Origin of the sequence: Celeribacter ethanolicus, assembly GCF_002407265.1 — a bacterium.
Taxonomy (GTDB): Bacteria; Pseudomonadota; Alphaproteobacteria; order Rhodobacterales; family Rhodobacteraceae; genus Celeribacter; species Celeribacter ethanolicus.
On sequence record NZ_CP022197.1, the window covers coordinates 46,423 to 70,713 of the forward strand.

General features: G+C 60.1%; 21 protein-coding genes and 1 pseudogene. 7 read left to right on the plus strand and 15 right to left on the minus strand.

All coding sequences use genetic code 11. The features are described from left to right. Nucleotides 1-72: 72 nt before the first annotated feature. The 9 genes from CEW89_RS20080 to glpD form a co-directional block, all read right to left on the minus strand. Entirely contained in the window at nt 73-1,230 is a 1,158-nt protein-coding gene (locus CEW89_RS20080; protein WP_157779938.1) for an iron-containing alcohol dehydrogenase, read from the minus strand. Further along, complete coding sequence (gene glpK, locus CEW89_RS20085) at nt 1,230-2,714, minus strand: glycerol kinase GlpK (protein WP_088652791.1); 1,485 nt, start codon at nt 2,712-2,714, stop codon at nt 1,230-1,232. Before glpK ends, CEW89_RS20080 begins: the two co-directional genes overlap by 1 nt. A gap of 108 nt (nt 2,715-2,822) precedes the next feature. Beyond that, nucleotides 2,823-4,529, minus strand: coding sequence for an ABC transporter substrate-binding protein (locus CEW89_RS20090; protein ID WP_096807323.1), 1,707 nt, complete (start codon nt 4,527-4,529; stop codon nt 2,823-2,825). Between the two features lie 57 nt (nt 4,530-4,586). Then, nucleotides 4,587-4,859 (minus strand): DUF2160 domain-containing protein, encoded by a 273-nt coding sequence (locus tag CEW89_RS20095; RefSeq protein ID WP_088652784.1) that lies wholly within the window; start codon nt 4,857-4,859, stop codon nt 4,587-4,589. Nucleotides 4,860-4,874: 15 nt separating this feature from the next. Continuing rightward, entirely contained in the window at nt 4,875-5,729 is an 855-nt protein-coding gene (locus CEW89_RS20100; protein WP_088652783.1) for a carbohydrate ABC transporter permease, read from the minus strand. A 1-nt stretch (nt 5,730) separates the two neighbouring features. Further along, a complete protein-coding gene (locus CEW89_RS20105) occupies nt 5,731-6,603 on the minus strand; it encodes a carbohydrate ABC transporter permease (protein WP_096807324.1) in 873 nt (290 codons plus the stop codon). Further along, nucleotides 6,603-7,688 carry an ABC transporter ATP-binding protein gene (locus tag CEW89_RS20110; RefSeq protein ID WP_088652781.1) on the minus strand — a complete coding sequence of 362 codons (1,086 nt, stop codon included), beginning with the start codon at nt 7,686-7,688 and terminating at the stop codon, nt 6,603-6,605. The genes CEW89_RS20105 and CEW89_RS20110 overlap by 1 nt, the downstream gene beginning before the upstream one ends. A 12-nt stretch (nt 7,689-7,700) precedes the next feature. Then, entirely contained in the window at nt 7,701-8,789 is a 1,089-nt protein-coding gene (locus CEW89_RS20115; RefSeq protein ID WP_088652780.1) for an ABC transporter ATP-binding protein, read from the minus strand. A 42-nt stretch (nt 8,790-8,831) separates the two neighbouring features. Continuing rightward, a complete protein-coding gene (gene glpD / locus CEW89_RS20120) occupies nt 8,832-10,427 on the minus strand; it encodes a glycerol-3-phosphate dehydrogenase (RefSeq protein ID WP_088652779.1) in 1,596 nt (531 codons plus the stop codon). 236 nt (nt 10,428-10,663) lie between these two features. Here glpD and CEW89_RS20125 point away from each other — a divergent pair, with 236 nt between their 5' ends. The 3 genes and pseudogenes from CEW89_RS20125 (at nt 10,664) to CEW89_RS20135 (ending at nt 13,172) form a co-directional block, all read left to right on the plus strand. Continuing rightward, nucleotides 10,664-11,425, plus strand: a complete 762-nt coding sequence (locus CEW89_RS20125; protein ID WP_088652777.1) for a DeoR/GlpR family DNA-binding transcription regulator — start codon at nt 10,664-10,666, stop codon at nt 11,423-11,425. A gap of 58 nt (nt 11,426-11,483) precedes the next feature. Continuing rightward, a pseudogene (locus CEW89_RS20130) lies at nt 11,484-11,853 on the plus strand (DDE-type integrase/transposase/recombinase); the annotation flags it as partial. 386 nt (nt 11,854-12,239) lie between these two features. After that, complete coding sequence (locus tag CEW89_RS20135) at nt 12,240-13,172, plus strand: IS5 family transposase (protein ID WP_096807325.1); 933 nt, start codon at nt 12,240-12,242, stop codon at nt 13,170-13,172. Nucleotides 13,173-13,367: 195 nt separating this feature from the next. Here CEW89_RS20135 and CEW89_RS20140 read toward each other — a convergent pair whose 3' ends face one another. From CEW89_RS20140 to CEW89_RS20155, 4 genes are all read right to left on the minus strand, one after another. Continuing rightward, on the minus strand, nt 13,368-14,489 hold the full coding sequence (locus tag CEW89_RS20140; RefSeq protein WP_096807326.1) for a Fic family protein: 1,122 nt from the start codon (nt 14,487-14,489) through the stop codon (nt 13,368-13,370). Between the two features lie 120 nt (nt 14,490-14,609). Continuing rightward, a complete protein-coding gene (locus tag CEW89_RS20145) occupies nt 14,610-14,849 on the minus strand; it encodes a hypothetical protein (protein WP_096807327.1) in 240 nt (79 codons plus the stop codon). A gap of 161 nt (nt 14,850-15,010) precedes the next feature. Further along, nucleotides 15,011-15,652, minus strand: coding sequence for a hypothetical protein (locus tag CEW89_RS20150; RefSeq protein ID WP_096807328.1), 642 nt, complete (start codon nt 15,650-15,652; stop codon nt 15,011-15,013). 10 nt (nt 15,653-15,662) lie between these two features. After that, nucleotides 15,663-16,382 (minus strand): nucleotide-binding protein, encoded by a 720-nt coding sequence (locus CEW89_RS20155; RefSeq protein ID WP_096807329.1) that lies wholly within the window; start codon nt 16,380-16,382, stop codon nt 15,663-15,665. Nucleotides 16,383-16,822: 440 nt separating this feature from the next. Between CEW89_RS20155 and mobC the strand changes: the two genes are divergently transcribed. From mobC to CEW89_RS20175, 4 genes are all read left to right on the plus strand, one after another. Further along, on the plus strand, nt 16,823-17,410 hold the full coding sequence (gene mobC / locus CEW89_RS20160; protein WP_096807330.1) for a plasmid mobilization relaxosome protein MobC: 588 nt from the start codon (nt 16,823-16,825) through the stop codon (nt 17,408-17,410). Then, a complete protein-coding gene (locus CEW89_RS20165) occupies nt 17,397-19,745 on the plus strand; it encodes a relaxase/mobilization nuclease domain-containing protein (protein WP_096807331.1) in 2,349 nt (782 codons plus the stop codon). Before mobC ends, CEW89_RS20165 begins: the two co-directional genes overlap by 14 nt. Beyond that, complete coding sequence (locus CEW89_RS20170) at nt 19,738-21,693, plus strand: type IV secretory system conjugative DNA transfer family protein (protein WP_009574171.1); 1,956 nt, start codon at nt 19,738-19,740, stop codon at nt 21,691-21,693. Before CEW89_RS20165 ends, CEW89_RS20170 begins: the two co-directional genes overlap by 8 nt. Nucleotides 21,694-22,006: 313 nt before the next feature. Then, complete coding sequence (locus tag CEW89_RS20175; protein ID WP_009574170.1) at nt 22,007-22,726, plus strand: HoxN/HupN/NixA family nickel/cobalt transporter; 720 nt, start codon at nt 22,007-22,009, stop codon at nt 22,724-22,726. Nucleotides 22,727-22,846: 120 nt separating this feature from the next. On the opposite strand, the gene CEW89_RS20180 is transcribed toward CEW89_RS20175, so the two are convergent. Both CEW89_RS20180 and CEW89_RS20185 read right to left on the minus strand, forming a co-directional pair. After that, nucleotides 22,847-23,872, minus strand: a complete 1,026-nt coding sequence (locus CEW89_RS20180) for a TrbL/VirB6 family protein (protein WP_009574169.1) — start codon at nt 23,870-23,872, stop codon at nt 22,847-22,849. After that, a complete protein-coding gene (locus tag CEW89_RS20185; protein ID WP_009574168.1) occupies nt 23,872-24,291 on the minus strand; it encodes a hypothetical protein in 420 nt (139 codons plus the stop codon). The genes CEW89_RS20180 and CEW89_RS20185 overlap by 1 nt, the downstream gene beginning before the upstream one ends.

The following is a 24,291-nucleotide window of genomic DNA, read 5'->3' on the forward strand; positions in this document are numbered from 1 at the left end:
TTCGCCCACAATGAAAGAGGCCTGCACGTAAGGCCTTGGGTGGGCCGGTCGCATTTGGGGACGCGCCCTGGATCAGGAGGAAAGCTTCAGGATTTGGTGCACCTCGGCGACACTGAGCCGCACAGGGTTGGCCTGTGTGGAGGAGGCCGATAGGGCATTTCGCGCTGTTTCCTCCCAAAGTGGCGGGCCGCAGTGCAGGGCGCCCAGAGAGGCCAGTCCATGCCTGTCAATGAAAGGGCGCAGGGACATGCCAAGCCCGTCTTGCAACCATCGTTCGATCTCTTCGCAGCGTGCGGTGGGTCTGCCAGCCTTTATCAGCGCGGCATGATTGACCGTCAGTGCAGCAGGCAGCAGACGCCCGCAGATCGCGCCATGGGCGCCACCGCGACTGCCGATGACGGCGGCGAGGCCATGCACAATCCCAAGCCCGGAATTGGCCAGCGCCAGACCGCTCAGATAGCTGGCTTTGGCCAAAGTGTCGCGCGCGGTTTCATCCTCACGTGTCATGAGCGTCTGAAGCGCTGCGGCCGCAGGCCCGATCATGCCGCGGGCGAGGGCATCGGTGACCGGATTGGCGCGGTTTGACAGGTAGCTCTCGATCAACTGTGTCAGCGCATCCAACCCGGTCGAAAGGGTCAGGGATTTGGGCAGTCCATCGGTCAGGGACGCATCGACCACCGCAAGGTCCGGCACGAGACGTGGATCGCGCAGGCTGATCTTGAGCCCTTGTTCCGGTACACCGATCACCGCGTTGCGGGTGGCCTCTGCGCCGGTGCCTGCGGTGGTCGGGATCGCCACGAAGGGCAGGGGGGCGTTGAGTTTGGGCGCGGGATCGGGCCCGAGACCGAGATGATCCAAGACATCGCCCTCGGAGACACACAGCCCCGACACCGCCTTGCCCAGATCAATCACCGCACCGCCGCCAATGGCGACGATACACTCGGCGGCGGACGCACGGGCGCGGGCCACCGCGTCGCGGACCTGATCGACGGTCGGCTCGCCACGGGCGGTAAGGGATGTGACCTGTGCCCCAAGAGTGTCGAGTTCTTCGATCAGCACATCGGCCCAAAGGACCGAGGCGCTGCGCAAGACGAGAACCTTTTGCCCTCTCTCGCGCACCAAAGCTGCGACCTGATCCTTTGCGCCACGTCCGATCAGACAGCGAGCGGGCGCGGTAAAGGCGATATCCGCGACCGGATTGGACGCGAGGCTTTCGGCGTGACCCGACATCAGACCAACATCGTGGCACGAACGGCCCGCGCCCAACCGTCGCATTTGGCCTGCCGCGTCGCCTCATCCATGGTCGGCTCAAAGGTGCGCTCCAGCGCCCATGTGGCGGCAAAGCCCTCCATGTTGGGATAGACGCCAGCCCGCTGACCCGCGAGCCAGGCGGCGCCCATAGCAGTGGTCTCAAGGACTTTGGGGCGGTCGACGGGCGCGGAAATGATGTCGGACAGGAATTGCATCGCAAAATCCGAGGCACTCATGCCGCCATCGACGCGCAGCGCCGTGGTGGCGTCGCCCTGCCAATCGGCATGCATGGCTTCCAGGAGGTCTCGGGTTTGATAGCCGACGCTTTCAAGCGCGGCGCGGGCAAATTCTGCCGGGCCTGAGTTGCGTGTCATCCCGAACATCGCCCCCCGACATTCCGCATTCCAATAGGGCGCGCCCAGTCCAGTGAAGGCGGGCACAAGGATCAGGTCCTGCGTTTTGTCGGCACTTTCGGCCAAGGGCTGGGTCTCGGAGGCTTCGCGGATGATTTTTAACCCGTCACGCAGCCATTGCACCACGGCACCCGCGATAAAGATCGACCCTTCGAGCGCATAGGTCGTCTTGCCGCCGATGCGGTAGGCGATGGTGGTCAAGAGCCGGTTTTGCGACATCACCGGCGTCTCGCCCGTGTTCAAAAGAGCGAAACAGCCGGTGCCATAGGTGGATTTGACCATGCCCGGTTTGAAACAGGCCTGACCGATTGTGGCCGCCTGTTGGTCGCCCGCGATGCCCAAAATCGGGATCGGACGGCCAAAGAGATCGGGGCGGGTTTCGCCGAAATCGGCATCGCAATCGCGCACCTCTGGCAACATCGCCATCGGAATGTCGAAGCGTTTGCAAATCGTTGTGGACCAATGGCCTTTGCGGATGTCGTAAAGCATGGTGCGCGCGGCGTTGGTGGCGTCGGTGGCATGGACCTTGCCGCCCGTGAGTTTCCACACCAGCCAGCTGTCGACCGTGCCAAACAAAAGCTCGCCCGCCTCGGCGCGGTCGCGCGTGCCTTCCACGTTGTCGAGAATCCATTTGAGTTTCGTCGCCGAGAAATAGGGATCGAGCAACAGCCCGGTCTTTTCCGTGACGACCTCTTCAAAGCCCTCCGCCTTAAGCGTCTTGCACAGCTCGGAGGTGCGGCGGTCCTGCCAGACGATGGCATTGTAGACCGGCTGGCCGGTGGCCTTGTCCCAGACAAGCGTGGTTTCGCGCTGGTTGGTGATGCCGATGGCGGCGATTTGTGACACATCGGCCGAGGATTTCTCGATCACCGCACGACAGGTCGCCGCCGTGGTGGACCAGAGGTCGAACGCGTCATGTTCGACCCAGCCGCTTTTGGGGAAATGCTGTTCGAATTCTTCCTGTGCGCTGGCCGTGACGGACAGCGATTGGTCAAAGAGAATGGCGCGGGTCGAGGTGGTGCCCTGATCGATGGCAAGAATATAGGTCACATGCATCTCCTTGGTGGTCTCTGCTCTGTCCAAGGCTATGCCACCATCTCTGGACGGAGAAGAGAGCGCAAAAAGAGGGCGGGAATGACCCCGCCCCCTCTCGATCAGTTATTTCCAGGAGGCCACGAGCGCGTCGTAGGAGACGGTTTGCGGCGTCTCGCGCTCGTTTTCGATGGCGGGTTTCGGTGCGCCGGGCTTGGCGAGCCACTCCTCGGCGCTGGTCTCGTCGTTCATGACCGGCCCGAGATCGCCCTGAATGCCAGCGCGCTCGAGGCGCTCCATGACTTTCTCCATATCGGCGCAGAGGCTGTCGAGCGCATCCTGCGCGGATTTCGCGCCGGACATCGCGTCACCGATATTCTGCCACCAGAGCTGGGCGAGCTTCGGATAATCCGGAACGTTGGTGCCGGTGGGCGACCAGCGCACACGGTCGGGCGAGCGGTAGAACTCGACGAGACCGCCAAGTTTCGGCGCACGATCGGAGAAGCTCTCATGCTGGATGGTGGATTCGCGGGTGAAGGTCAGACCGACATGGGATTTCTTCACGTCGACGGTCTTGGAGCCCACGAATTGTGCGTAGAGCCAAGCGGCTTTGGCGCGATCATCCGGCGTGGATTTCATCAGCGTCCAGGAGCCCACGTCCTGATAGCCGACCTTCATGCCGTCTTCCCAGTAGACGCCATGCGGGCTGGGGGCGAGACGCCATTTCGGGGTGCCATCCTCGTTCATCACCGCCGGGCTGTCGACCAGAGGCGCGACGAAGGTGGTGTACATGAACATCTGTTGCGCGATGTTGCCCTGACCCGGAACCGGACCGGCCTCCGAGAAGGTCATGCCCATGGCCGAGGGCGGGGAGTATTTGTTCAGCCAGTCGATGGCTTTCTCCACCGCATAGACCGCCGCCGGAGAGTTCGCCGCGCCGCCGCGTGCCATACAGGCGCCGACAGGTTGCGAGTTCTCGTTCACGCGGATGCCCCATTCATCGACCGGAAGGCCGTTGGGTTCGCCTTTGTCGCCCATCCCGGCCATGGACATCCATGCGTCGGTGTAGCGCCAGCCCAAGGACGGGTCTTTTTTGCCGTAGTCCATCGAGCCATAGACCTCGACACCGTCGATTTCGCGACCGGTGAAGAATTCGGCGATGTCCTCATAGGCCGACCAGTTGACCGGAACGCCGAGGTCGTAGCCGTATTTCTCTTTGAACTCGGCCATGATTGCGGGATCGGTGAACCAATCGTAGCGGAACCAGTAAAGGTTCGCGAACTGCTGGTCGGGAAGCTGATAGAGTTTGCCATCGGGTGCGGTGGTGAACTGGGTGCCGATGTAGTCGTCGAGATCGAGACCGGGGTTGGTCACATCTGCGCCTTCGTTTGCCATCCAGTCGGTGAGGTTGCGCACCTGCTGATAGCGCCAGTGGGTGCCGATCAGGTCGGAGTCGTTGACATAGGCGTCATAGATGTTTTCGCCGGACTGCATCTGAGTTTGCAGTTTCTCGACCACATCGCCTTCGCCGATCAGGTCGTGGGTGATTTTGATGCCGGTGATGGCCTCGAACGCGGGGGCGAGCACCTGAGATTCATATTCATGCGTGGTGATGGTCTCGGAGACCACTTTGATCTCCATGCCCGCAAAGGGCTGGGCCGCATCGATGAACCACTGCATTTCGGCTTCTTGATCCGCGCGGGACAGCCCGGACATATCGCCGATTTCAGCATCGAGGAACGCCTTGGCCGCATCCATATCGGCGAAAGCGGGCGCCGACAAAAGGCCAAGGCCTAACGCCAGTGCGGTGGTTGTCTTGAGACGATGGTTCATTGGTTTCCTCCCTATGTGAACCTTTGTTTTTAGGTGTCGATCCGTCGCGGGGCCTCCTCAGACCCAGCGAAAGACGATGGCTGCAAAGATCAGGCAAACGACAAGCGCGAGCGCTTGGTTGGCGCCGACCAGACCGAGCCATGCAAGATTGATGAAGGCCGAGCCCAGAAGCGTGATGAACAAACGATCCCCACGCGTGGTCTCGATGCCCAACACGCCAACGCGCGGCGTTTCGGGAAATTTGATCGCCAGAATGGTGAAGATCACCAAAAGCGTTGCAATCGTTCCGAAAAAGGCGGCGGTCGGCCATGTCCATGCCATCCAGTCCATGTCGAATTCCTCCTCTTAGACCCGCCCGAGGGCAAAGCCCTTGGCGATGTAATTGCGTACAAAGTAGATCACGAGCGCGCCCGGCACGATGGTGAGCACCCCTGCGGCGGCCAGCACGCCCCAGTCGACGCCTGCCGCACCCACGGTGCGGGTCATGGTGGCGGCGATGGGTTTGGCGTCCACCGAGGTCAGCGTGCGCGAGAGCAGCAGTTCGACCCAAGAGAACATGAAGCAGAAGAACGCAGCGACACCGATGCCCGAGGCGATGAGCGGCATGAAGATCTTCACGAAAAAACGCCCAAAGCCGTAGCCGTCGATATAGGCGGTCTCATCGATTTCCTTGGGCACACCGCGCATGAAGCCTTCGAGAATCCAGACGGCGAGCGGCACGTTAAAGAGACAATGCGCCAGAGCCACGGCGATATGCGTGTCGAACAGCCCGATTGAGGAATAGAGCTGAAAGAAGGGCAGGGCGAACACGGCAGGCGGTGCCATGCGGTTGGTCAAAAGCCAGAAGAACAGATGTTTATCGCCCAAGAAATTGTAGCGCGAGAACGCATAGGCGGCGGGCAGGGCGACAGCGAGCGAGATCACCGTGTTCATCACCACGTAGATCATCGAGTTGACGTAGCCCATATACCACGCCTCGTCGGTGAGGATCGTGACGTAGTTCTCGAACGTCAGGTTTTGTGGCCAAAGCGAGAAGCTGCCCAGGATTTCTGTGTTGGTCTTCAGGCTCATGTTGATCAGCCAGTAGATCGGCAACATCAGGAACAGAAGATAGAGCGTCATCACCACGGCGCGGCTGTTCACCTTGGGCAGGCTGCGCGGTTTGGTGACGGCGGGTGTGAGTGCGGTTGCGTCCGTCATCTTACATGCCCTTTTTGTCGAGGTTGACCATGACGGTGTAGAACACCCATGAAATCAACAGGATCACGAGGAAATACATCAGAGAGAAGGCTGCAGCGGGTCCGAGGTCGAACTGGCCGAGAGCCATCTTGACGAGGTCGATGGACAAAAGCGTCGTCGCATTGCCCGGACCGCCGCCCGTCACCACGAAGGGCTCGGTGTAGATCATGAAACTGTCCATGAAGCGCAGGAGAATGGCGATCATCAAGACGCCCATCATCTTGGGCAGTTCGATGAAGCGGAAGACTTTCCAACGATTGGCCTGATCAATCCGCGCCGCCTGATAATAGGCGTCGGGGATGGATTTGAGACCGGCAAAGGCCAGTAGGGCGACGAGTGACGTCCAATGCCAGACATCCATCACGATGATGGTGATCCAGGCGGAGATCGTGTCTTGCGTGTAGTTGTAGTCGATGCCGAGCGCCTCAAGCGTGTGACCCAAGAGACCGATGTCGACACGACCGAAAATCTGCCAGATTGTGCCCACGACGTTCCACGGGATCAGAAGCGGCAAAGACATCACGACAAGGCAGAAAGAGGACCAGAAGCCCGATTTCGGCATGTTGAGCGCCACGAAAATGCCCAAAGGGATTTCGATGGCAAGAATGATGCCGGAGAACATCAACTGACGTTGCAGCGCGTTCCACATGCGCTCATCCGAAAGCATTTCCTGAAACCATTCCAGTCCGGCCCAGAAGAACTGGTTGTTGCCGAAGGTGTCCTGCACGGAATAGTTCACCACGGTCATGAGCGGGATCACGGCGGAGAACGCCACAAGCACCAAGACCGGCAGCACTAGGAACCATGCTTTGTGATTGGTTGTTTTCTGTTGCATCACGCGGCCTCCCCGCCTTGCGGCGCCACACGCCAGTCGTTTGCGTAGACATTCACGCGGGCCGGATCGAAGGTGACGCGGGTCATATCCGCGCGCACGGGATCGTCCTCTCCGGCGATGATGTTGATGTCCTGACCAAAGAACTCGGCGCGGATGATCTTGTGCCGTCCCGCATCCTCGACGCGGCGCACTTTCACGGGCAGGCCTTCGCTTTCGCTCAACCGGGCGAACTCGGGCCGCACGCCGATCTCCACCTTGCCATCCACGGGCGCATAACCCGCGCCGAGCGCAATTTCCGACCCGTTGATATAGGCTTTCGTGCCCTCGACCTTGGCGGGGATCACATTCATGCCCGGAGAGCCGATGAAATAGCCCACAAACGTGTGCGCGGGCCGTTCGAACAACTCCTCAGGCGTGCCGATCTGAACCACGCGCCCGTCATACATGACAACGACCTTGTCCGCGAAAGTCAGCGCCTCCGTCTGGTCGTGGGTCACATAGATCATCGTGTGGCCGAAATCGTGGTGCAGCTTTTTGAGCTGGGTTCTGAGTTCCCATTTCATATGTGGATCGATCACGGTCAGGGGTTCGTCGAACAAAAGCGCGTTCACGTCCTTGCGCACCATGCCGCGACCCAAAGAGATCTTTTGCTTGGCATCCGCACCCAGCCCGCGCGCCTTTTTGCGCAACATGTCTTCCATGCCGATCATCTTGGCGATTTCCTGAACGCGCTCGGCTACATAGGTCTCGTCGCGGCCCCGGTTGCGGAGCGGAAAGGCCAGATTGTCGTGCACGGTCATCGTGTCGTAGACCACCGGGAATTGGAACACCTGCGCTATGTTGCGCTCCGCCGTGGGGGCGCGGGTGACGTCTTTGCCGTCGAACAGGATGCGCCCCTGCGAGGGCATCAACAGCCCCGAAATGATATTGAGCAACGTGGACTTGCCACAGCCTGACGAGCCCAAAAGCGCATAGGCCTCGCCGTCTTCCCAGTCGTAATTCAGTTCCTTGAGCGCATAGTCGTCCTGCGACGAAGGCGTCGGATTGTAGGAATGCGCAAGGTTGTCGAGTGTAATTCTAGCCATGATCGCGCCTCCTCACGCCGCCATTGCGTAGGCGGCGGGCGCAACGAGCCCCCCGTCTTCGCCGAACACATAGACATGACGCGGATCGAGCCAGACCTCCAGATCCGCCCCGATGTCGAGGTGATGCACCCCGTGGATCAGGCCGACCCAACGCGCGCCATCATGATCGAGATGCACAAAGGTCTCCGATCCCGTCAGCTCCGTCACATGCAGCTTTGTCGTGAATTTCATCGCGTTATCCGTATGTTGCAGGATCTCGACATGGTTCGGCCGGAACCCCGCCGTGTAGCGCCCGTCGGGCAGATCGGCGAGTTTTCCCGTTGCCTGCGCGCTTTGCCCGTCGCCGAACATCAACCGATCGCCGGTTTTCGAAATCTGGAGGAAATTCATCGGCGGATCGGAAAAGACGCGCGCGGTGGTGGCATCCACGGGACGGCGATAGACCTCGGGCGTCGGGCCGAATTGCGTCACCCGCCCCTCCCAAAGCGCCGCCGTATTGCCGCCGAGCAAAAGCGCCTCTTCGGGCTCGGTCGTCGCATAGACAAAGATCGAACCGGAGGCCTCGAAAATCTTCGGAATCTCGACGCGCAACTCTTCGCGCAGCTTGTAATCGAGGTTCGCCAGCGGCTCATCGAGCAGCACGAGGCCTGCGTTCTTGACGAGCGCACGGGCCAGAGCACAGCGCTGTTGCTGCCCGCCTGAAAGTTCGAGCGGTTTGCGGTCCAGCATCGGCGTCAGCTTCATCAGCTCCGCCGTTTCCCGTACACGCGCGTCGATCTCCGCCTTGTCCACGCCCATGAGTTTCATCGGCGAGGCGATGTTGTCATAGACGCTCATCGAGGGGTAGTTGATGAATTGCTGATACACCATCGCAACCTTGCGATCCTGCACCCGCATGCCGGTGACGTCTTTTCCGTCCCAGAAAATTCGCCCGGCGCTCGGTTGATCGAGCCCGGCCATCAGACGCATCAGCGAGGTCTTCCCCGACAGGGTCGGCCCCAGCAGGACGTTCATCGTTCCTTTTTCGAGCGTCAGATCGGTCGCGGCAATATGCATTTGCCCCTCGACGATTTTTGACACGCCCTTCAGTTCCAGCGTCATTAGGTCCTCCTCCCCGCGCCTTATTGTCTTTGGCCTTTGGCTTTATTCAGCTGCGGCACTCCCCGCGCGGCGGGTCTTCATCCAGTCATCCAGATCATGGATCTGCGTTTCATCCAGACGCAGCCCAAGCTTTGAGCGGCGCCAAACAATATCCTCGGCCGTGCGCGCATATTCGCGCTCCATCAGCCATGTCACTTCGGTCTCGGTCAGGGTCGCGCCGAAATCACGTCCCAGTGCCTCGGCACTCTTTGCGTCTCCCAGCACGTCACGCGCTTCGGTGCCGTAGGCACGCACCAGACGCCGCGCCCAGAACGGGGTCAGAAACCCAAATTGCGCACGCAGCTCGGAGACAAGCCGGTCAAACCCGCCGACCGGGAAATCCCCGCCTGCGAGCGGCACACCTGCCGTCCACTGGCCCTTTGTGTCCGGCAGGTGTTCCGAGATTTTCTCAAGCGCGCTTTCCGCCAGCCGCCGATAGGTCGTGATTTTTCCCCCGAAGATGTTGAGCACCGGCGCACCGCCCTCTGCATCGACCTTGAGCGTATAGTCCCGTGTCGCGGCTGTCGCCGATGACGCTCCGTCATCGTAGAGCGGGCGGACGCCGGAATAGCTCCAGACCACATCCTCGGCGCTGATCGGCGCTTTGAAATATTTGTTGGCAAAGGCGATCAGATAGTCGCGCTCTTCGTCGGTACAGGTGGGTTTGCGCGACGGATCGCTGTGCTCGGCATCCGTGGTGCCGATCAGGGTGAAATCCGTCTCATAGGGAATGGCGAAAATGATCCGCCCGTCGGTGCCCTGAAAGAAATAGCATTTGTCGTGATCGTAGAGCTTGCGGGTCACGATATGGCTGCCGCGCACAAGTCGCACGCCCTCTTTCGACGGCAGGTCGATTTTGTCGTGAATCACGTCGCCGACCCAAGGTCCGCCCGCATTCACCAGCATTTTGGCGTAATGGGTGGCAGTGCGGCCATGTTCCATATCTTTCGTTTCGACACGCCAGAGATCGCCTTCGCGCGTTGCGTGGGTCACTTTGGTGCGCGTCAGGATCGCCGCACCACGCGCCTCTGCGTCGCGGGCATTGAGGATCACGAGACGAGAATCTTCGACCCAGCAATCGGAATATTCATAGGCTTTGGCAAAGCGTTCCTGAAGCGGCGCGCCCTCGGGCGTTCCCGTCAGGCCGATGGTTTCCGTACCCGGCAGGATTTTGCGCCCGCCCAGATGATCATAGAGAAACAGGCCAAGCCGGATCAGCCATGCCGGACGACGCCCCTTCATCCAAGGCATCACGACAGACAGAAGTTTCGAGGTCGGTGTTTCGGATTCGAAGCGCATATCCTTATGATAAGGAAGGACAAAACGCATCGGCCAGCTGATGTGCGGCATGGCCCGCAGGAGAATTTCGCGCTCGATCAAAGCCTCACGGACCAATCGGAACTCGAAATATTCGAGATAGCGTAGCCCACCATGAAAGAGTTTTGTGGAGGAAGATGAGGTCGCAGAGGCCAGATCGCTCATCTCCGCGAGCGTCACGGAAAATCCCCGTCCCGCCGCGTCGCGCGCAATGCCACAGCCATTGATGCCGCCGCCGATCACAAAAAGATCGACGGGATGTGTGCTGTCATTCCCCTGCACAGGCTTTCCTCCCAAGTTCTGGCGCTAACGTTGTGTGGAAAAGGTCAGAAACGCAAGATATTTGTTTTCGTTTTTATTCGATTAAGAAAAATCAATGGGTTAGGTTGGATATTTCTGCAACTGCGAAGAAAAGATAAGAGAATCTACGCGGGTGCGGCAATAAATTGACTGGATTCGCATCGGGTTTTCGCGTCTTTTTCCCGTGCAGCCACAAAAACGAAGCAAAGCGAACACCTATGTCCAACAACTTTCGTCATCCCGAGATTCTCGAAATGACACGCAAAGAGGGAAAGGTCACGGTCGAGAGGCTGGCAGAGCATTTTGGCGTGACGCTTCAAACCATTCGCCGCGACCTGTCCGAATTGGCGGAACTGGGGCGTGTCGAACGGGTACATGGCGGGGCGGTGCTGGCTTCTGGCACAATCAATATCGGGTACGAAGATCGTCGGCAGTTGAACGCGGAGGCCAAAACCGCGATCGCGCGGGCCTGTGCATCGCGGATTCCCAACGGGATTTCGTTGTTTCTCAACATTGGGACGAGCACGGAAGCCGTCGCGCAGGAGTTGTTGCAGCACAAGGATCTGATGGTCGTCACCAACAATATGAATGTCGCCAACATCTTGGCCGGGAACAGCAATTGCGAAGTCATCGTGACCGGCGGGCATTTGCGGCGCTCCGATGGCGGCTTGGTCGGCAATCTGGCCGCAGAGACCATCCGCCAATTCAAATTCGATCTGGCGGTTATCGGTTGCTCCGCGCTCGACCGTGATGGCGATCTTCTGGATTTCGACATCCAAGAGGTCAGTGTGAGCCAGACGATCTTACGGCAATCGCGCAAAATTTTTCTCGTCGCGGATCACACCAAATTCTCCAGAAGCGCCCCGGCAAGGATCGCATCGCTGTCCGACATCGACGTGTATTTCACCGATCACGCCGTTCCGGCCGAGCTGTCCCAGGCCTGCAAGAGCTGGAATACCGAGGTGGTCTCTGGCTGCTGAGACGACGCCACGGCATTGCCAAGTGGTATGCGCGTTCTGAATTGTTTACGGCTCACGCATGAAGATCCCGCCCAAAATGCCTCGCCTGAAGGGTTTTGGTTTTACCCGTGAGATCATCGTCTATGCCGTCGGGGCCTACCATCGCTTTGCGTTCAGCCGCGCTGACGTTGCAGATCTGCTCGCGGAACGCGGTGGACGGTCAGCCGGTAAACAATCCGGAAATGGGTCCGGCCATTTCGCGCATTGCATCAGGCGAGACCGGCCAGCCGCAGCCGACAAATGGCATATGGACGAAGTGGTCATACCGGATCAACGGTCGGAAATGCTGGCTCTGGCCGGCCGTGGATGCGAACGGAGATGTTCTTGATGCCCTCGTACAACCAGGGCGGAGTGCAAAGGCAGCCCGGCGCTTCCTGAGGCGGTTTATTTGAACCCCGTGTCGTGATCACAGCTTGAACCGCGCCATAACTGCGCAGGTTGTCTGTCACAATCAACCGAGGATTGCCCCAACGGGCGCCAAACCCCGCAAGAAAACGCCTTGCGGCCCGTGTGTTCCGCTGTGATTGCAACCTTTCAACTATTGCTCTCAGTTAGGTCGGGCTGATCAAATTCCTCGACTTAATCATCGTTTAATAATGATAGAGGTCACAATTTGATTATTAAACGATTAACAAAAATGGCGGACCTCTAAGATTGCTTGGTACATTGAGATTGTACCATTCACTAAAGAAAATCGACTATTTCGACGGGCGTTGTTGCAGAAGTCTGGCCGCGAAGGATTCCCATCACGAATCCATCCGGTTAGACGGGCGTCATGAACAAGCCCAAGCCCGCCCGCTACCGCACGACGAACTGGTCCGCCTACAACGCTGCGCTGACGAAGCGCGGGTCTCTGCTGATCTGGCTGGACAAGGAGATGGCTTGGCACGCGCCGCATGAGGGCCGCCCCGGACGCCCGCCAGTCTTCTCGGATGCGGCGATCCAGTTCTGCCTGTCGATCAAGGTGCTATTCAAGCTGCCGCTCAGGCAGACAGCCGGGATGGTCGCCAGCCTCCTGCGCCTTGCCGGGCTGGACTGGCCCGTTCCAGACTTCTCCACGCTGTGCCGCCGGCAGAAGACTCTTAAGGTGCAGATCCCCTATCGCCGTGCCGGCGGGCCGCTGAACCTGCTGGTGGACAGCACCGGCATCAAGTTCCTCGGCGATGGCGAGTGGCAGGCCCGGAAGCACGCTGCGCAAGGCCGTCGCCAATGGCGCAAGGTCCATCTGGCCATGGACACCGCCACTTCCGACATCCGCGCGGTCGAGTTTACCCCCAGCCGGGAAGGCGACAGCCCCGTCCTGCCAGACCTGCTGGACCAGATCCCGGACGACGAAGACATCGGCACCGTGACCGCAGACGGCGCCTACGACACCCGCCGCTGCCATAGCGCCATCATCGCACACGGTGGCACTGCGATCATCCCTATCCGCAAGAACGGTCGGCCATGGAAAGACGACTGCCCAGCTGCCCGGGCGCGCAACGAAACCCTGCGCGCCACACGTCACTATGGCAGGGCGTTCTGGAAGCGGTGGACCGGATACCATATCCGCAGCCGCGCCGAGGCCAGGATGCGATGCCTGAAGGCCTTCGGCGAGCGCATCGCCGCCAGAGACCCCGACCGCCAGACTGCCGAAATCCACATCCGCGTCGCCCTCATGAACCGCTTCAACGCCCTCGGCACCGCCGAGATCGTACGCGCCGGCTAACGCCTATGGGGAAAGGGGACCTCAAGCCTCAGGACGCCGTTCTGCAACAACGCCATTTCGACGACAGCATGTTCCGTCTTCTCGATGGTATGCTTCAAAATCGACTTGAGGCACCAAACAGATCATCAGTATACATAAAACGAATTATGCGTATTTCGGTAAAGTATTGATAAAAATACAAATGTTAAGTTATCGTCACTTGCGCTGCTCCATATGGTCTAGGTTCAACCAGTACCTCGTATGGCGTCGCTCACCGGTTCGGCGGAGCGCACCTTTCTCGACCAGGTTCTGCAGATCGCGGGTTGCGGTTGCGCGTGAAGTTCCGGTGATCTTGAGATAGTTGTCGGCGCTGAGGCCGCCTTTGAAACCGCCAGGGCCTTCCCGAAACAGGCGAGCGATGGCCTTGGCCTGGCGTTCGTTCAAGTGGTCTCTGTGCCGATCGTAGAAGTGCGCTTTGTTGATGAAGAAGCCGACGCGGTCGAGTGTTGCCTGTTGGGCCTTCAAGACAACTTCCGCGAACCAGACGAGCCAATCGGTCACGTCGAGCGTTTTTTGATGCTGCTCGAGCTGGTCGTAGTATGCCTTGCGCTCCTTCTCGATGGTGAAGGCGAGCGAGATGAGGGTCGGCTGGCCAATGTTCTGCGCCAGCGACTTTTCAGCGAGGGCGCGACCCAAGCGGCCGTTGCCGTCTTCGAATGGGTGGATACTCTCGAAATAGAGGTGGCATAGCCCTGCGCGCGTCAGCGCTGGAAGCGGCTTTGCTCCCACCGGCCCGGTCTTGTTGAACCAATCTGCGTATCGCTCCATCTCAGGCATGACCCGCTCCGAGGGAGGCGCTTCGAAATGGATCGTCGGCCGGTCGAGACGGCCGGAAACGATTTGCATCGCCTCGGCGTGTTGTCGGTAAGCCCCGATGGTTTCCAACCGGCGGTCATGGGACAGGAGCATCCGATGCCAGCGGTACAGTGTCTCGTGGCTCAGCTTTTCTGCAAAACTGGAATAGACGTCGACCATCATTTCCGCGACGCCCTGTTCGCGCGGTTTGGCAGGGTAGCTGTCCGGATCGAGGCCCAGATGGCGGCGCAGCGAAGACTGGACACTGAGCCGATCGAGGATTTCACCCTCGATGGCGCTCGTCTGCATCGCTTCCTCGCTGAGCAGTTCGATGCGGAGTTGCTCGCGTTCCGGCTGACTGACATGATGGACCGCGCCGAGGATTTCCCCGGACGACAGCAGGAACGTCTGCTCAAACGGCTCCAGAGCGGAGGCGTCATATCGGAAATCCGGCCAATCGGGCAGCGTCCAGTTCCAAGCCATGAGTTATAGATATCCTTTCTATAACTCATATCTAGATCACTAATGAGGCATAGAAGTCAACTCTATCGCTCAAAGGACCTACGGGATGGGATGACCCACAAACCGACGCGAGACTTTGAGCTAGGCCTTTTCAAGGTGCGTCAGATCTTGCTGACGCGGTCTGGGGGTCTTCGGATCGACAGGGTTCTGTTCCGTCGCTTGAATGAATGGTTCATAGCGAACGTCCGCCACAGCGCCGTCGAACCAGGCAGGCTGCACGTCGCCATTGTTCCATTGGTAAAGGTAGCCGACCAGATTTTCAGATGTCTTGCAGAGGATGCGCATGATCGGTTCGCCAGTCAGGCGGGGCTTCGTGTTCATAATGCGTTCCTCCTAAATGGACCTCGTAACTCGTCACCACTGAGGTCTGAAATTCCCTATGACGCTCATTAGCGCCACGCTTTCCGCAACTGCAAGGCGAGCTTCTGCCGGTGGGCAAAAATCCACCGGCGAAATGCAAGTTGTCTTTTCAGATAGGTATCTTACGGTGCGTGCGGTTCATGCGGCGATGCAGCACGAACAGCAATTTCTTCCAAGATTTTGTCGATCTCGCCCCATATGCGTGGTTCCACCTGGCCGCGGATCAGAGCCCATTTACTCAAGACGTCGAGGGGGTCGTGGTCCCGGAGGAGGACACCCAGGCTGGCCGCATCTACTGCCAGAGATGTACGGGCCTGCCACTGCGTGTTTCGAGTGCGCCGCTCCTCCGCGACTGGGGCGAAGACCGGCGACAGTTGCCAGCCTTTGACTGCACGGCGCAGGGCGGCACGCACCACATGTGCCGGCTCAACACCACAAATCTCCAGCGCTGCTTCCTGTCGTTCGAGTGCGTTGACCCTGATGTCGATCTTGCGGGTCGGGCTCTTCGTCGCGGTCGATACGGGAGCACTCAGGCTGGTATGCGGGTCAGAGCTTTCTGCGATGACTTGGTGCGGCGCCACGGCACCTTCCGGCGCACACTCTGACACGTGCCGATCAGCGTCAACGTCAGCGGCTGGGGTGGCTGTCTTTGTTGCTGAGACCTGTGCCTCATCTTCCTTCCCGGGAACCTCGCGGCCACCCTGTTGCAGGGTGGCGGCGTAGGCTGGGTCGGGCCTGGTGATAGTCGGGATCTTCTTGCGCAATCGACTGTCCTCACGCAGCAAGAATGTTGTTGAGAATGTCCGTCGCCTCTTCAAGCGCCTCGACGACATGACGTACATGTGGACGCATCAGGGGATTTGGATCGGACTGCTTTTCCAGCGCCAAGGCGTGGAGAAGCCCCTTCTGGTCCATCTCCTTGTAAGTGTTCCGTCGCATCATGACGGTCTCAATCACCGGAAAACGGGTGAGCGCTTCTTCAATCAGGGCGGCGTCAGCACGGGTTGTTTTCGGGTCGACCATGTTGAGGACGACGTGGTGGCGCGGAAGGCTGGAGGGGTCGTCAACACGGGATTTCAGCTTCTCAAACCAATCAGCCGTCTGCGCGCCGACATCGAAATCAGACGTCGACAGCATGACGGGCGTCACAATGTGGTCCGCAAGCACCGCAATGCCGTCTGACCATTCGGCACCGACCCCTGCGGTATCGATGAAGATGAAGTCTGCCGTGCCTGCCATGTAGACCTGATCGATCTGATCCTCGACACCCGCCACGCTTTCGACGGTGGCCGAGCAGAGAAGCGGCGAACTCAACCCACCGGCTTGCGCCCGAGCATGCCAGGCCCCGAGTACTCTCGTGCTGTCCGTGTCGATCAACATCACTCTGCGTCCGGCGGCGATCGCGGCGCTGATCAAGGCGCGCGAAAGCGTCGTTTTTCCACTGCCCCCTTTCCGGGCCATCGCTGCGATCACCACAAGATTTTCGTTCGGCATTCTGATCCTCCGCAAAAATAGTGAATCGCAACGATAATACCAAAATGTCGCTAAACGCATGAGACTGAGGGGTCAAGCAGAAGTCGGGATGCGCTCGGCGATGTACAGCGGACGGAATGCAGGTGACGGATAGCGCGCTCCAGACGACGGGAGGCAGTCTCGCGTATGTCGTTCCGCGGGTGACGCGAGACGGTTAGCACGCGGCAAAACCCGTCTTGCGGGGTGCAAGAGACGGGGCGCAAAAGACGCGATGCGCGATGCGGAGACCGCATCGCGTGGTGCAATGAGCGCGAAGCGCGATCCATTTGACAAAGGGCGGGAAATCGCCCCTGCAGGGCGATTTTCTACATTGAGTACAAGCCCTTATAGCCGACCCCACTTGCGTTGGGAGTCGGCGGGCTTGTACGAAGTTGGCAAGAAATAGGAACGTTAACTTCAAAATGCCCCGCCGTCGTAGACTATCAGAGATCGAGCGATCGACCATCGCCCAGGACCGCCGGAACGGCGTCTCTGCGGCGTCGTTGGCCGCGCGCTACGATGTCAGCCTGAAGACGATCTACAATGTGGTGAACCACTGGGGTGAGCGTCAGACAGCGAACGGCAGCCGATCGCGGGTTGTGGGGATCCGGGTCTCGGACGACGACCTGCGCCGGTTCGACGCGGCGCTGTCGCGGCGCGGGATTGCGCACCGCTCGGATGCCATGCGCCGCCTGATGCTGGCGGCCGAAGGTGTCTTCATGCCCGACGACGAGTTGTGCGACGAGCTGCGCAGCCTCGGCGCCGCGCTCAACCGGGTTGGCAACAACGTGAACCAGATCGCGCGACGTCTGAACGAGGCCAAGGTGCGGGGCGAGAGACTGTCCTACCCGGCCTCAAGTCACCGTGACGTCCGCGCCCTTGCGGGTCTGGTCTTCAATCTGGCCGACCAGGTTCAGGAGATGTCGCGGGCGCGTCGCAGCGTGCTGGACCTTGAGATCAGCTCTGCCCTGGCGGGCCTCGCCGAGAGGGATGAGAATGGCGCGGAGTGACCGGGTCCGTGGCATCGACCCGGCGCTCTTTGACCGCGGCTGGAGCCGAGTTTCGGGATCCTGGCAGGGGCTTTCCAAGGGCGCGCAGATGGTCCGGGCCGCGCGCGGCTATTCGCCAGCGATCTTCAAGGCTATCTCGAAAGGGGGCTGCCACACCGGGGCGCAGCTACGGGCGCAGCTCACATATCTCACGACGAAGTCGACCCATATCCTCGACAGCCGCGGCACCCATGACGGGAAGAAGCAGCTCTCGGAAGCCGAGATCAACCGAGTGGCGCGGCGGTTCGAGAACCAGTGGAACGAGCGCTACAGCCCCAAGCTTGGCCATACGTCGCATCTGCTGATGGCATTCCCGGTTGGGACCAGTGGTGAAGAGGTGCGCGATATCACCCAGGCCGTCTGCGAGAAGTTCTTTCAAGGTGAGGGCTCGCAATTCGACTATATTGCTGCAATACACCAAGATCGCGCGCATCCACATGCGCATATCGTTCTGAACCGCCGCAGCAAGGATGGCGAAATGTTCTTTCTCGGGAAGGATCATCACTTCAACTACGACGCCTTTCGCGAGGCGATGGTCGAAGCGGCCAGAGGACACGGGATCCGGCTCGAGGCAACGCGTCGTCTGGATCGCGGCGTCACGACCTACCGCGCCGAGATCGATGAAATCTACAAGGCCCGCGACGAAGGTCGTCCCCCAGTCGAGCGCCAGAGAACCGGTGCTGACCTGGCGGCCGCTCTGGAAACCGTCCGGCACAACGCTTTGATCTATCGCGGGCTCGCGGCGGAGGCGTCCCGTTCGAATTTCGAAGACGTGTCCGAGGCGCTCGAGAGGGCCAGCACCATCCTTGCCAGTGGCGGTCAGATTCAATCTGACGGAGCCATCTACATGTCCGAAGACGAAGCAGCGTTCGACACGCTGATCACCGAGTTTTCTCAGAACATTCGCCAGATCGAGGCGGCGATCGACAGGGCGCCAGCGGCCGAGAGGCCGGTGATCGAGCGCAAGCTGACCGACGTTCTGGCCTCGGTCGCGCATTTGAACCCGCTCGGGGATCGCTCCGCCGCCCTGGTCGATGCCCCATCCCGGGACGGCATCTATGCAAGGCCGAACTTAAGTGAAGAACACCTCGCGCGTATTGACGATGGAGAGGTGGCATCAAAGCTGGCCGAGGCGTTGCAAGGCACGGGCATCGATGCCGAGGCTGTGGCCGCGCGCCTGCGGGAGGGGGCAGGCAATGCCGCATTGGAGCGCCAGTGGCTGGCACAGGATCTGCAGGGGATTGCCAAAGCAAGCGACCTCGATCTGGAGAAATCTGCGGACCGGGAAGACGCGCTCGACCGGCTGGAAGCCGTGCATGTTCGGTTGGGCGATGTTCTGACTGACGTGCGCGTCCTGCGCGCGCCAACCGAGGTCGACGAGGTGGATGACGCTGAGGCAGCGCTTGGTGAGCGGTTGACGACACCTAGGAGTGATCTCGCGCAAGACGGGTCCGACATCTTTGCCCCATCGGAGCGGCAGGCGTTCAGGGCGCTGGTGGCGCAGTTCCGTCGGACGGATTTCGATCATCCGTTCTCCGACGACCCCTCGGTGCGGCGGGCGGGCGCCGTGGAGGTGGAGGAGGCCCGCGTTGCGTTCGACGCCTATGCGCAGAGATCTCCGCAGCATGCCGAATTGGCCTCGATGGCTTGGGAACAGATGACTGACAGTCGAATGCCGCCGCAATATGCGGTATCGGAACAGGACCGCACACTTCATGCTGGCGACATGGACCTCGCCTTGCGGGATCCTTCGGATCATCTCGGTCCGATTACCGAAGAGCTCCGTACCCTCGCCCGCTATCGCACGGAGATGCCGGATGACGAGTTTGGGCAGGCCGTCCAGGACGAAATCAACCACCTTCGTTCGCTCGGCGCGTCGCGTGCCTATATCAGCGAGCGCAGTTTCGAGATCGAGGACCAGGCGCGACAAGACTACGCCGAGCGCCGGTATCTGGAAGAGACAGCGCCAACCGTCATGGCCTTTGTGCGAAACGCAGACGTCGAGGGCCCGCTCTCCGAGGCAGAGCGACATGACATCGTCCGGCAGGTCAACGAACGGCTAAGCCCCGACGCAATCGACGCGCTGCGGGCCGGAAACGCAGAAGTCCTCGATAAGTTCACTGAGGATCCGCTCCGCCAGCTGGAACTCGCTAGAACCTATCTCCAGAGCAGCGAGGTCACTGCGCATGGCCCGGCCATGGAGCGCGTTCTCGATGCATTGGCGGAAGAACAGATAGAGGCGCAGCGCGCACGCCACGCCGCGGCACATGGTGAGAAGGGGATCACCCATGGATAAAGGCAAGATTGCCCTAGGAGTGTTGAGCCTCGTGCTGGTCGGTCTCGCCATGGGCTATGTCGTGGCGACCGGCTTTGTCATGTTCCGCTATGGGCTTTCTCCCACGCGTTTCGACGTCACCCTGCTTGCCCGCGAATATCGGGGTCTGTCTCAGTCCGCACCAAAAGACTTCCTCTGGGTGAACCTCATACTTGGCGGCTTCGGTCTGGCATCGCTGATGCTGAGCGTCACGCTTCTGGGGGATGCATTGACCCGCTTCGGGACGACGCATTGGCAGACTCGCAGCGAGATGAAGAGGAACGGTTTCTTTGCCAAGCCCGGCGGCGGCTTCCTTCTGGGCAAGCTCGGCTCCCCGAAATCCAAGCGCCCGTTCCTAGTCTCAAAAACCTTCCCCCACGCGCTGATCGTGGCGCCCACGGGCCGGGGCAAGGGCGTGGGGTTCGTGATCCCGAACCTGCTGACCTACAAGGGCTCCGCCGTGGTGCTCGACGTGAAAGGCGAGAACTTCCGCGAGACCTCGCGCTTCCGCGCCAGCATGGGGGACAAGGTTTTCCGCTTCGCGCCGACCGACTGGGACCGACCAACACATCGCTATAATCCGCTGGCGCGCATTGCTGCCATGACCAACCCCGACCGGCAGCAGATGGAGCTTAAACTCACCGCGAAGCTCTTCCTGCAGACCGACAACGAAAAGCTGAGCGGCCTTCTCGCAGGCGGTATCGACTTGTTCGTGGCGGCCGGTCTTCTGGCTTTCGAGCGCGGCGTGCCGACCATCGGCGAGATCTACCGCATCACCGCCTCGGGGGGCGACAAGCAGAAGGAATATCTGAAGCGTTCGCAGGAGGTGAAGAACACCTCGGCCAAACTGATCTTCGAGCGTATGGCCTCGACCAACAACGACACCCTCACCTCCTACCTCTCGCTTCTCATGACATCGGGTCTCGACACCTGGGACAACCGCGCGATCGACGCGGCCACCGCGACCTCTGACTTTTCCTTCCGGGATATCCGCCGCCGCCCACATGCGATCTATCTTGCGGTCGAATCCGAGATGATCCGCCCGCTTGCCCCGCTGATCCGCCTCTTCTTCTCGGACCTGATCGCCTCGCTGCAAGCACAGGAACCCGGCGATGACGAGCCCTGGCCGGTGATGATCATGCTCGACGAGTTTGACCGGCTCGGGAAAATGCCAATCGTCGCCGAAAGCATAAAGACGCTGCGCTCCTTCGGCGGCAACCTCGCCATCGTGACCCAGACGATCCCGGCGCTGGACGAGATCTATGGTGAAAACACCCGCAGGTCGCTGCAGGGCGGCGCCGGGGTAAAGCTCTACCTCACCCCATCCGAGCAGAAGACCATCGAGGAATTGAGCCAGGCTGTCGGCAAGACCACCAAGCGTGTGGTGACCCGCTCCCGTGCTGTTGGACGCAATCCATTCGAAGGGCGCAGCGTCTCGGAGAGGACAGAAGATACCCCGCTCCTGACCGAGGATGAGGCCCGACGCATGGACCTCGACGAGGTCATTCTCGTGATCGACGCGCAGATGCCCATCCGCGGGAGAAGGGTGAAGTATTTTGAGGATCCGGCATTGCAGATTCTGCACGCCGGTCAATCGGGAAGCTTCCCATATCCAGACGAGGACAAACTGAGGCGGGATCGGCAGATGTCCGAGACCCGCGAGACGGTGGCTAGGCTGAAGCAAGAACTGCAGGAGGTGCGGGCGGCTGCGGGACCGCGGGACGTCGGCCCGAATGCGCCCAACGTATCGAAAACCGACCCTGTCAGCGCAGCGAAGGCCCGCGGCCGCGCGGCTCGTGTCGCTGCAAGCGGCGGTGGCCAGGGCCAGCTGTCGCTTGATGTTGAGGGCCTAGGTATCACGAACACAGACCGGACAACGCTTGCTTCGGCAGTTCAGACAACGAGAGCTATCATCGCGGAGCACGGATGAGTTTCGCAGGAGTTGACGTTCATTCTCCTCGCGGCGAATGTAACTGAAGAGCCCTTTGCGGACGACAGCTGCACATGCGGTCTTGACCGCGTTCCGGCCATTGGTAGCAGAAGGCACGTATGGCCGTCATGCCAGACACGGGATGCGGTCTGGCGTGACGGGTTGCGCGCATCGTCGACAACTGCGATCGGGAAGGGGGCCGCATGGGAAGTTCGAAGCGGTGGTTTAGAAGGGCGCTGTTGGTCCTGCAGGAATGGTGGGACGGCGCCTATTCCGGTGATGCGTCCCGGGCTCAATACATGAGGTCTAAGGCATGAGTTACTCCGCGATCCTATTGCTCGCCTTCGTCATCGGCATGGGGCACGCGCTTGAGACCGATCACTTGACCGCCGTATCCAACATGCTGGCTCAGAAGGGCAGCCGCCGAGCGCTGATTGCCCGTGGGGCATTCTGGGGGCTGGGACATACACTCGCGTTATTCGGTTTCTGCGCTGCTGTAGTGCTGCTGGGCCTTACAATTTCGGGCCAAATGCAAGCAGGACTTGAATTTGCGGTTGGCGTGATGATCGTGGCGCTCGGCACGCAGACACTTTGGCGGTTGCACCGAGACCGCGTACACATCCACATGCACGAACATGACGGCTCCCAGCACATGCACGCCCATTCGCACAAGGGAGAGACGCTGCCTCACGGCGAGGTGTGGCACAACCACAGCCACCACAGGACCAACGCCAAGGCCCTTGGTATCGGGCTGGTTCACGGCGCCGCAGGCTCAGGAGCGCTCTTGGTGCTAGCAATCAGCGCGACACAGAACATTAGCCAAGCTTTGGCGTATTTCGCCGTGTTTGGACTGGGTTCGATGGCCGGAATGGCGGCGTTGTCCACGGTGGTCAGCTTTCCGTTGCTGCTAGCTCAGCGCGGGGCGAATTGGCTTCGAATTGGGACCTCTGGAGCAATCGGGATAGCAGCGCTATGGATCGGCGCAACCATCATCGTTGAGAACGGAACAGCGCTTAATATCTTCGGAGGCTGAAAGCGTACTCGTCAACGCCTCACGGCCTGCACGCTTGATTCGGTCGAACAGCAGAAGGTGCGGAAAGTCCCGCATTGTGTGAGTTCATGCACAGTGCGGCGAAAGGCTGCTTTCTCCTTTCTACTCTCGCAAACGTTTTGCCCGTTCCGCCATTCTGACCACCTGCGCGCTTGTCGTTGCCGCGGCGCTCCGCACAGCGGCAGGCGTCTGCACCGCGCCTCGTCCGATTACTTCGCTTGTCGTGAGCGCACCGATCCGCGCCCGGCCCTTCACGCCGTCGGTATTGAAGATCCCCCGCATGATCCCGGTCGATCCAGCGACCACAGCGGGCGCTGCGGCTACCATCAGGTTCCCAGAGATCCCCCGCACAATCAGGGGCGTTGCAGCGACGAAGCCCTTGGCTAGGAACACCATGACGAAGAACGGCACGAGCGATCCGATGTTGGTTGCCGAGTTTGGATCACCGAGCTGCGCGAGAAGCGAATTCGCCATGCCGACGACGGTCGAAAACATTGCTGCGATGACGATGGGGTAGAAGGCATAGCTGACCGTCGTCGAGACCCACCTATGGAAGAAATCCTTGGTCGCGTCGAAGAGCGACAGAGCGATCATGATCGGAGCAAGGCCGAGCATGAGGGTCAGCATCATCTTGGCGAATATGAGGACGATGCCGGTCATGAAGCCAAGGAGGCTCAAAAGAATAAGCCCGATGCCGCCTAGGATCGCGCCCGTCATCCAGTTCAAATTGCTGCCGATGGCATTCAGGTACTGGCTGAATTTTTCGATCAGGATGTCGAATTCGCCGGCAAAGTGTGTGGCTCCGGCTCCTCCGCCGCCAACCGAAGACACTAGTGCGCCAGCGACGTAGTCCAAGCCTCCAATGACGGCGTTCGCTACTGCATTGAAGTTTGCCCAGTTGAAGGCGAAGAGCCCTATCAGCATCAGCTTGATCAGGTACCAGAAGAAGCTGGCCCCATCCATGCTGCGGAACTGGAATGCCATGTTGATGCAGACGCCGATTAGCGAAAGCGTGACCATCAGCAGGACGATCGTGCCGGTATTGCTTGCCACGGCCCCGAACTGGGACTCAGCCGCATCGACAAGGAACGCGTCTGCCGTTCCGACCATCCAGCTGACGACGCCCATTACCAGTTGCCTTGAGCTTCGCAGATTGTACGCACGCTCGGCTCGAGTTGCTTCCTTACTTCAATCCAGTCGCGGCGAAACGCTGAATGCTCGGCTTGGCTAAGGCCTGCATACCTTTCATGATACTCGCCATCGGAGCTACCCCAAGCGGGAAAGCGGGTTTCACAGCCGCAGTCGCCAGATTCAGCGATCTCCTCCCAGGCCCGAATTTCGTACAATTCCATCAAAGCTGCTGCCTTGTAGGCTTCCCGCGGATTGATTTCGTCCATCCAGGTCGGGCGCGCCGGACGATCGTTGCAGATCCGGTATTGTTGAGGCGACATATCGACCGTGAGATCGTTTGAGATCGGAGGCGAAGTCTGTGCCACAAGTGGGCCCGCAAGGGCGGCAAGCATGACTGCGAGGATTGGTTTTCGCAT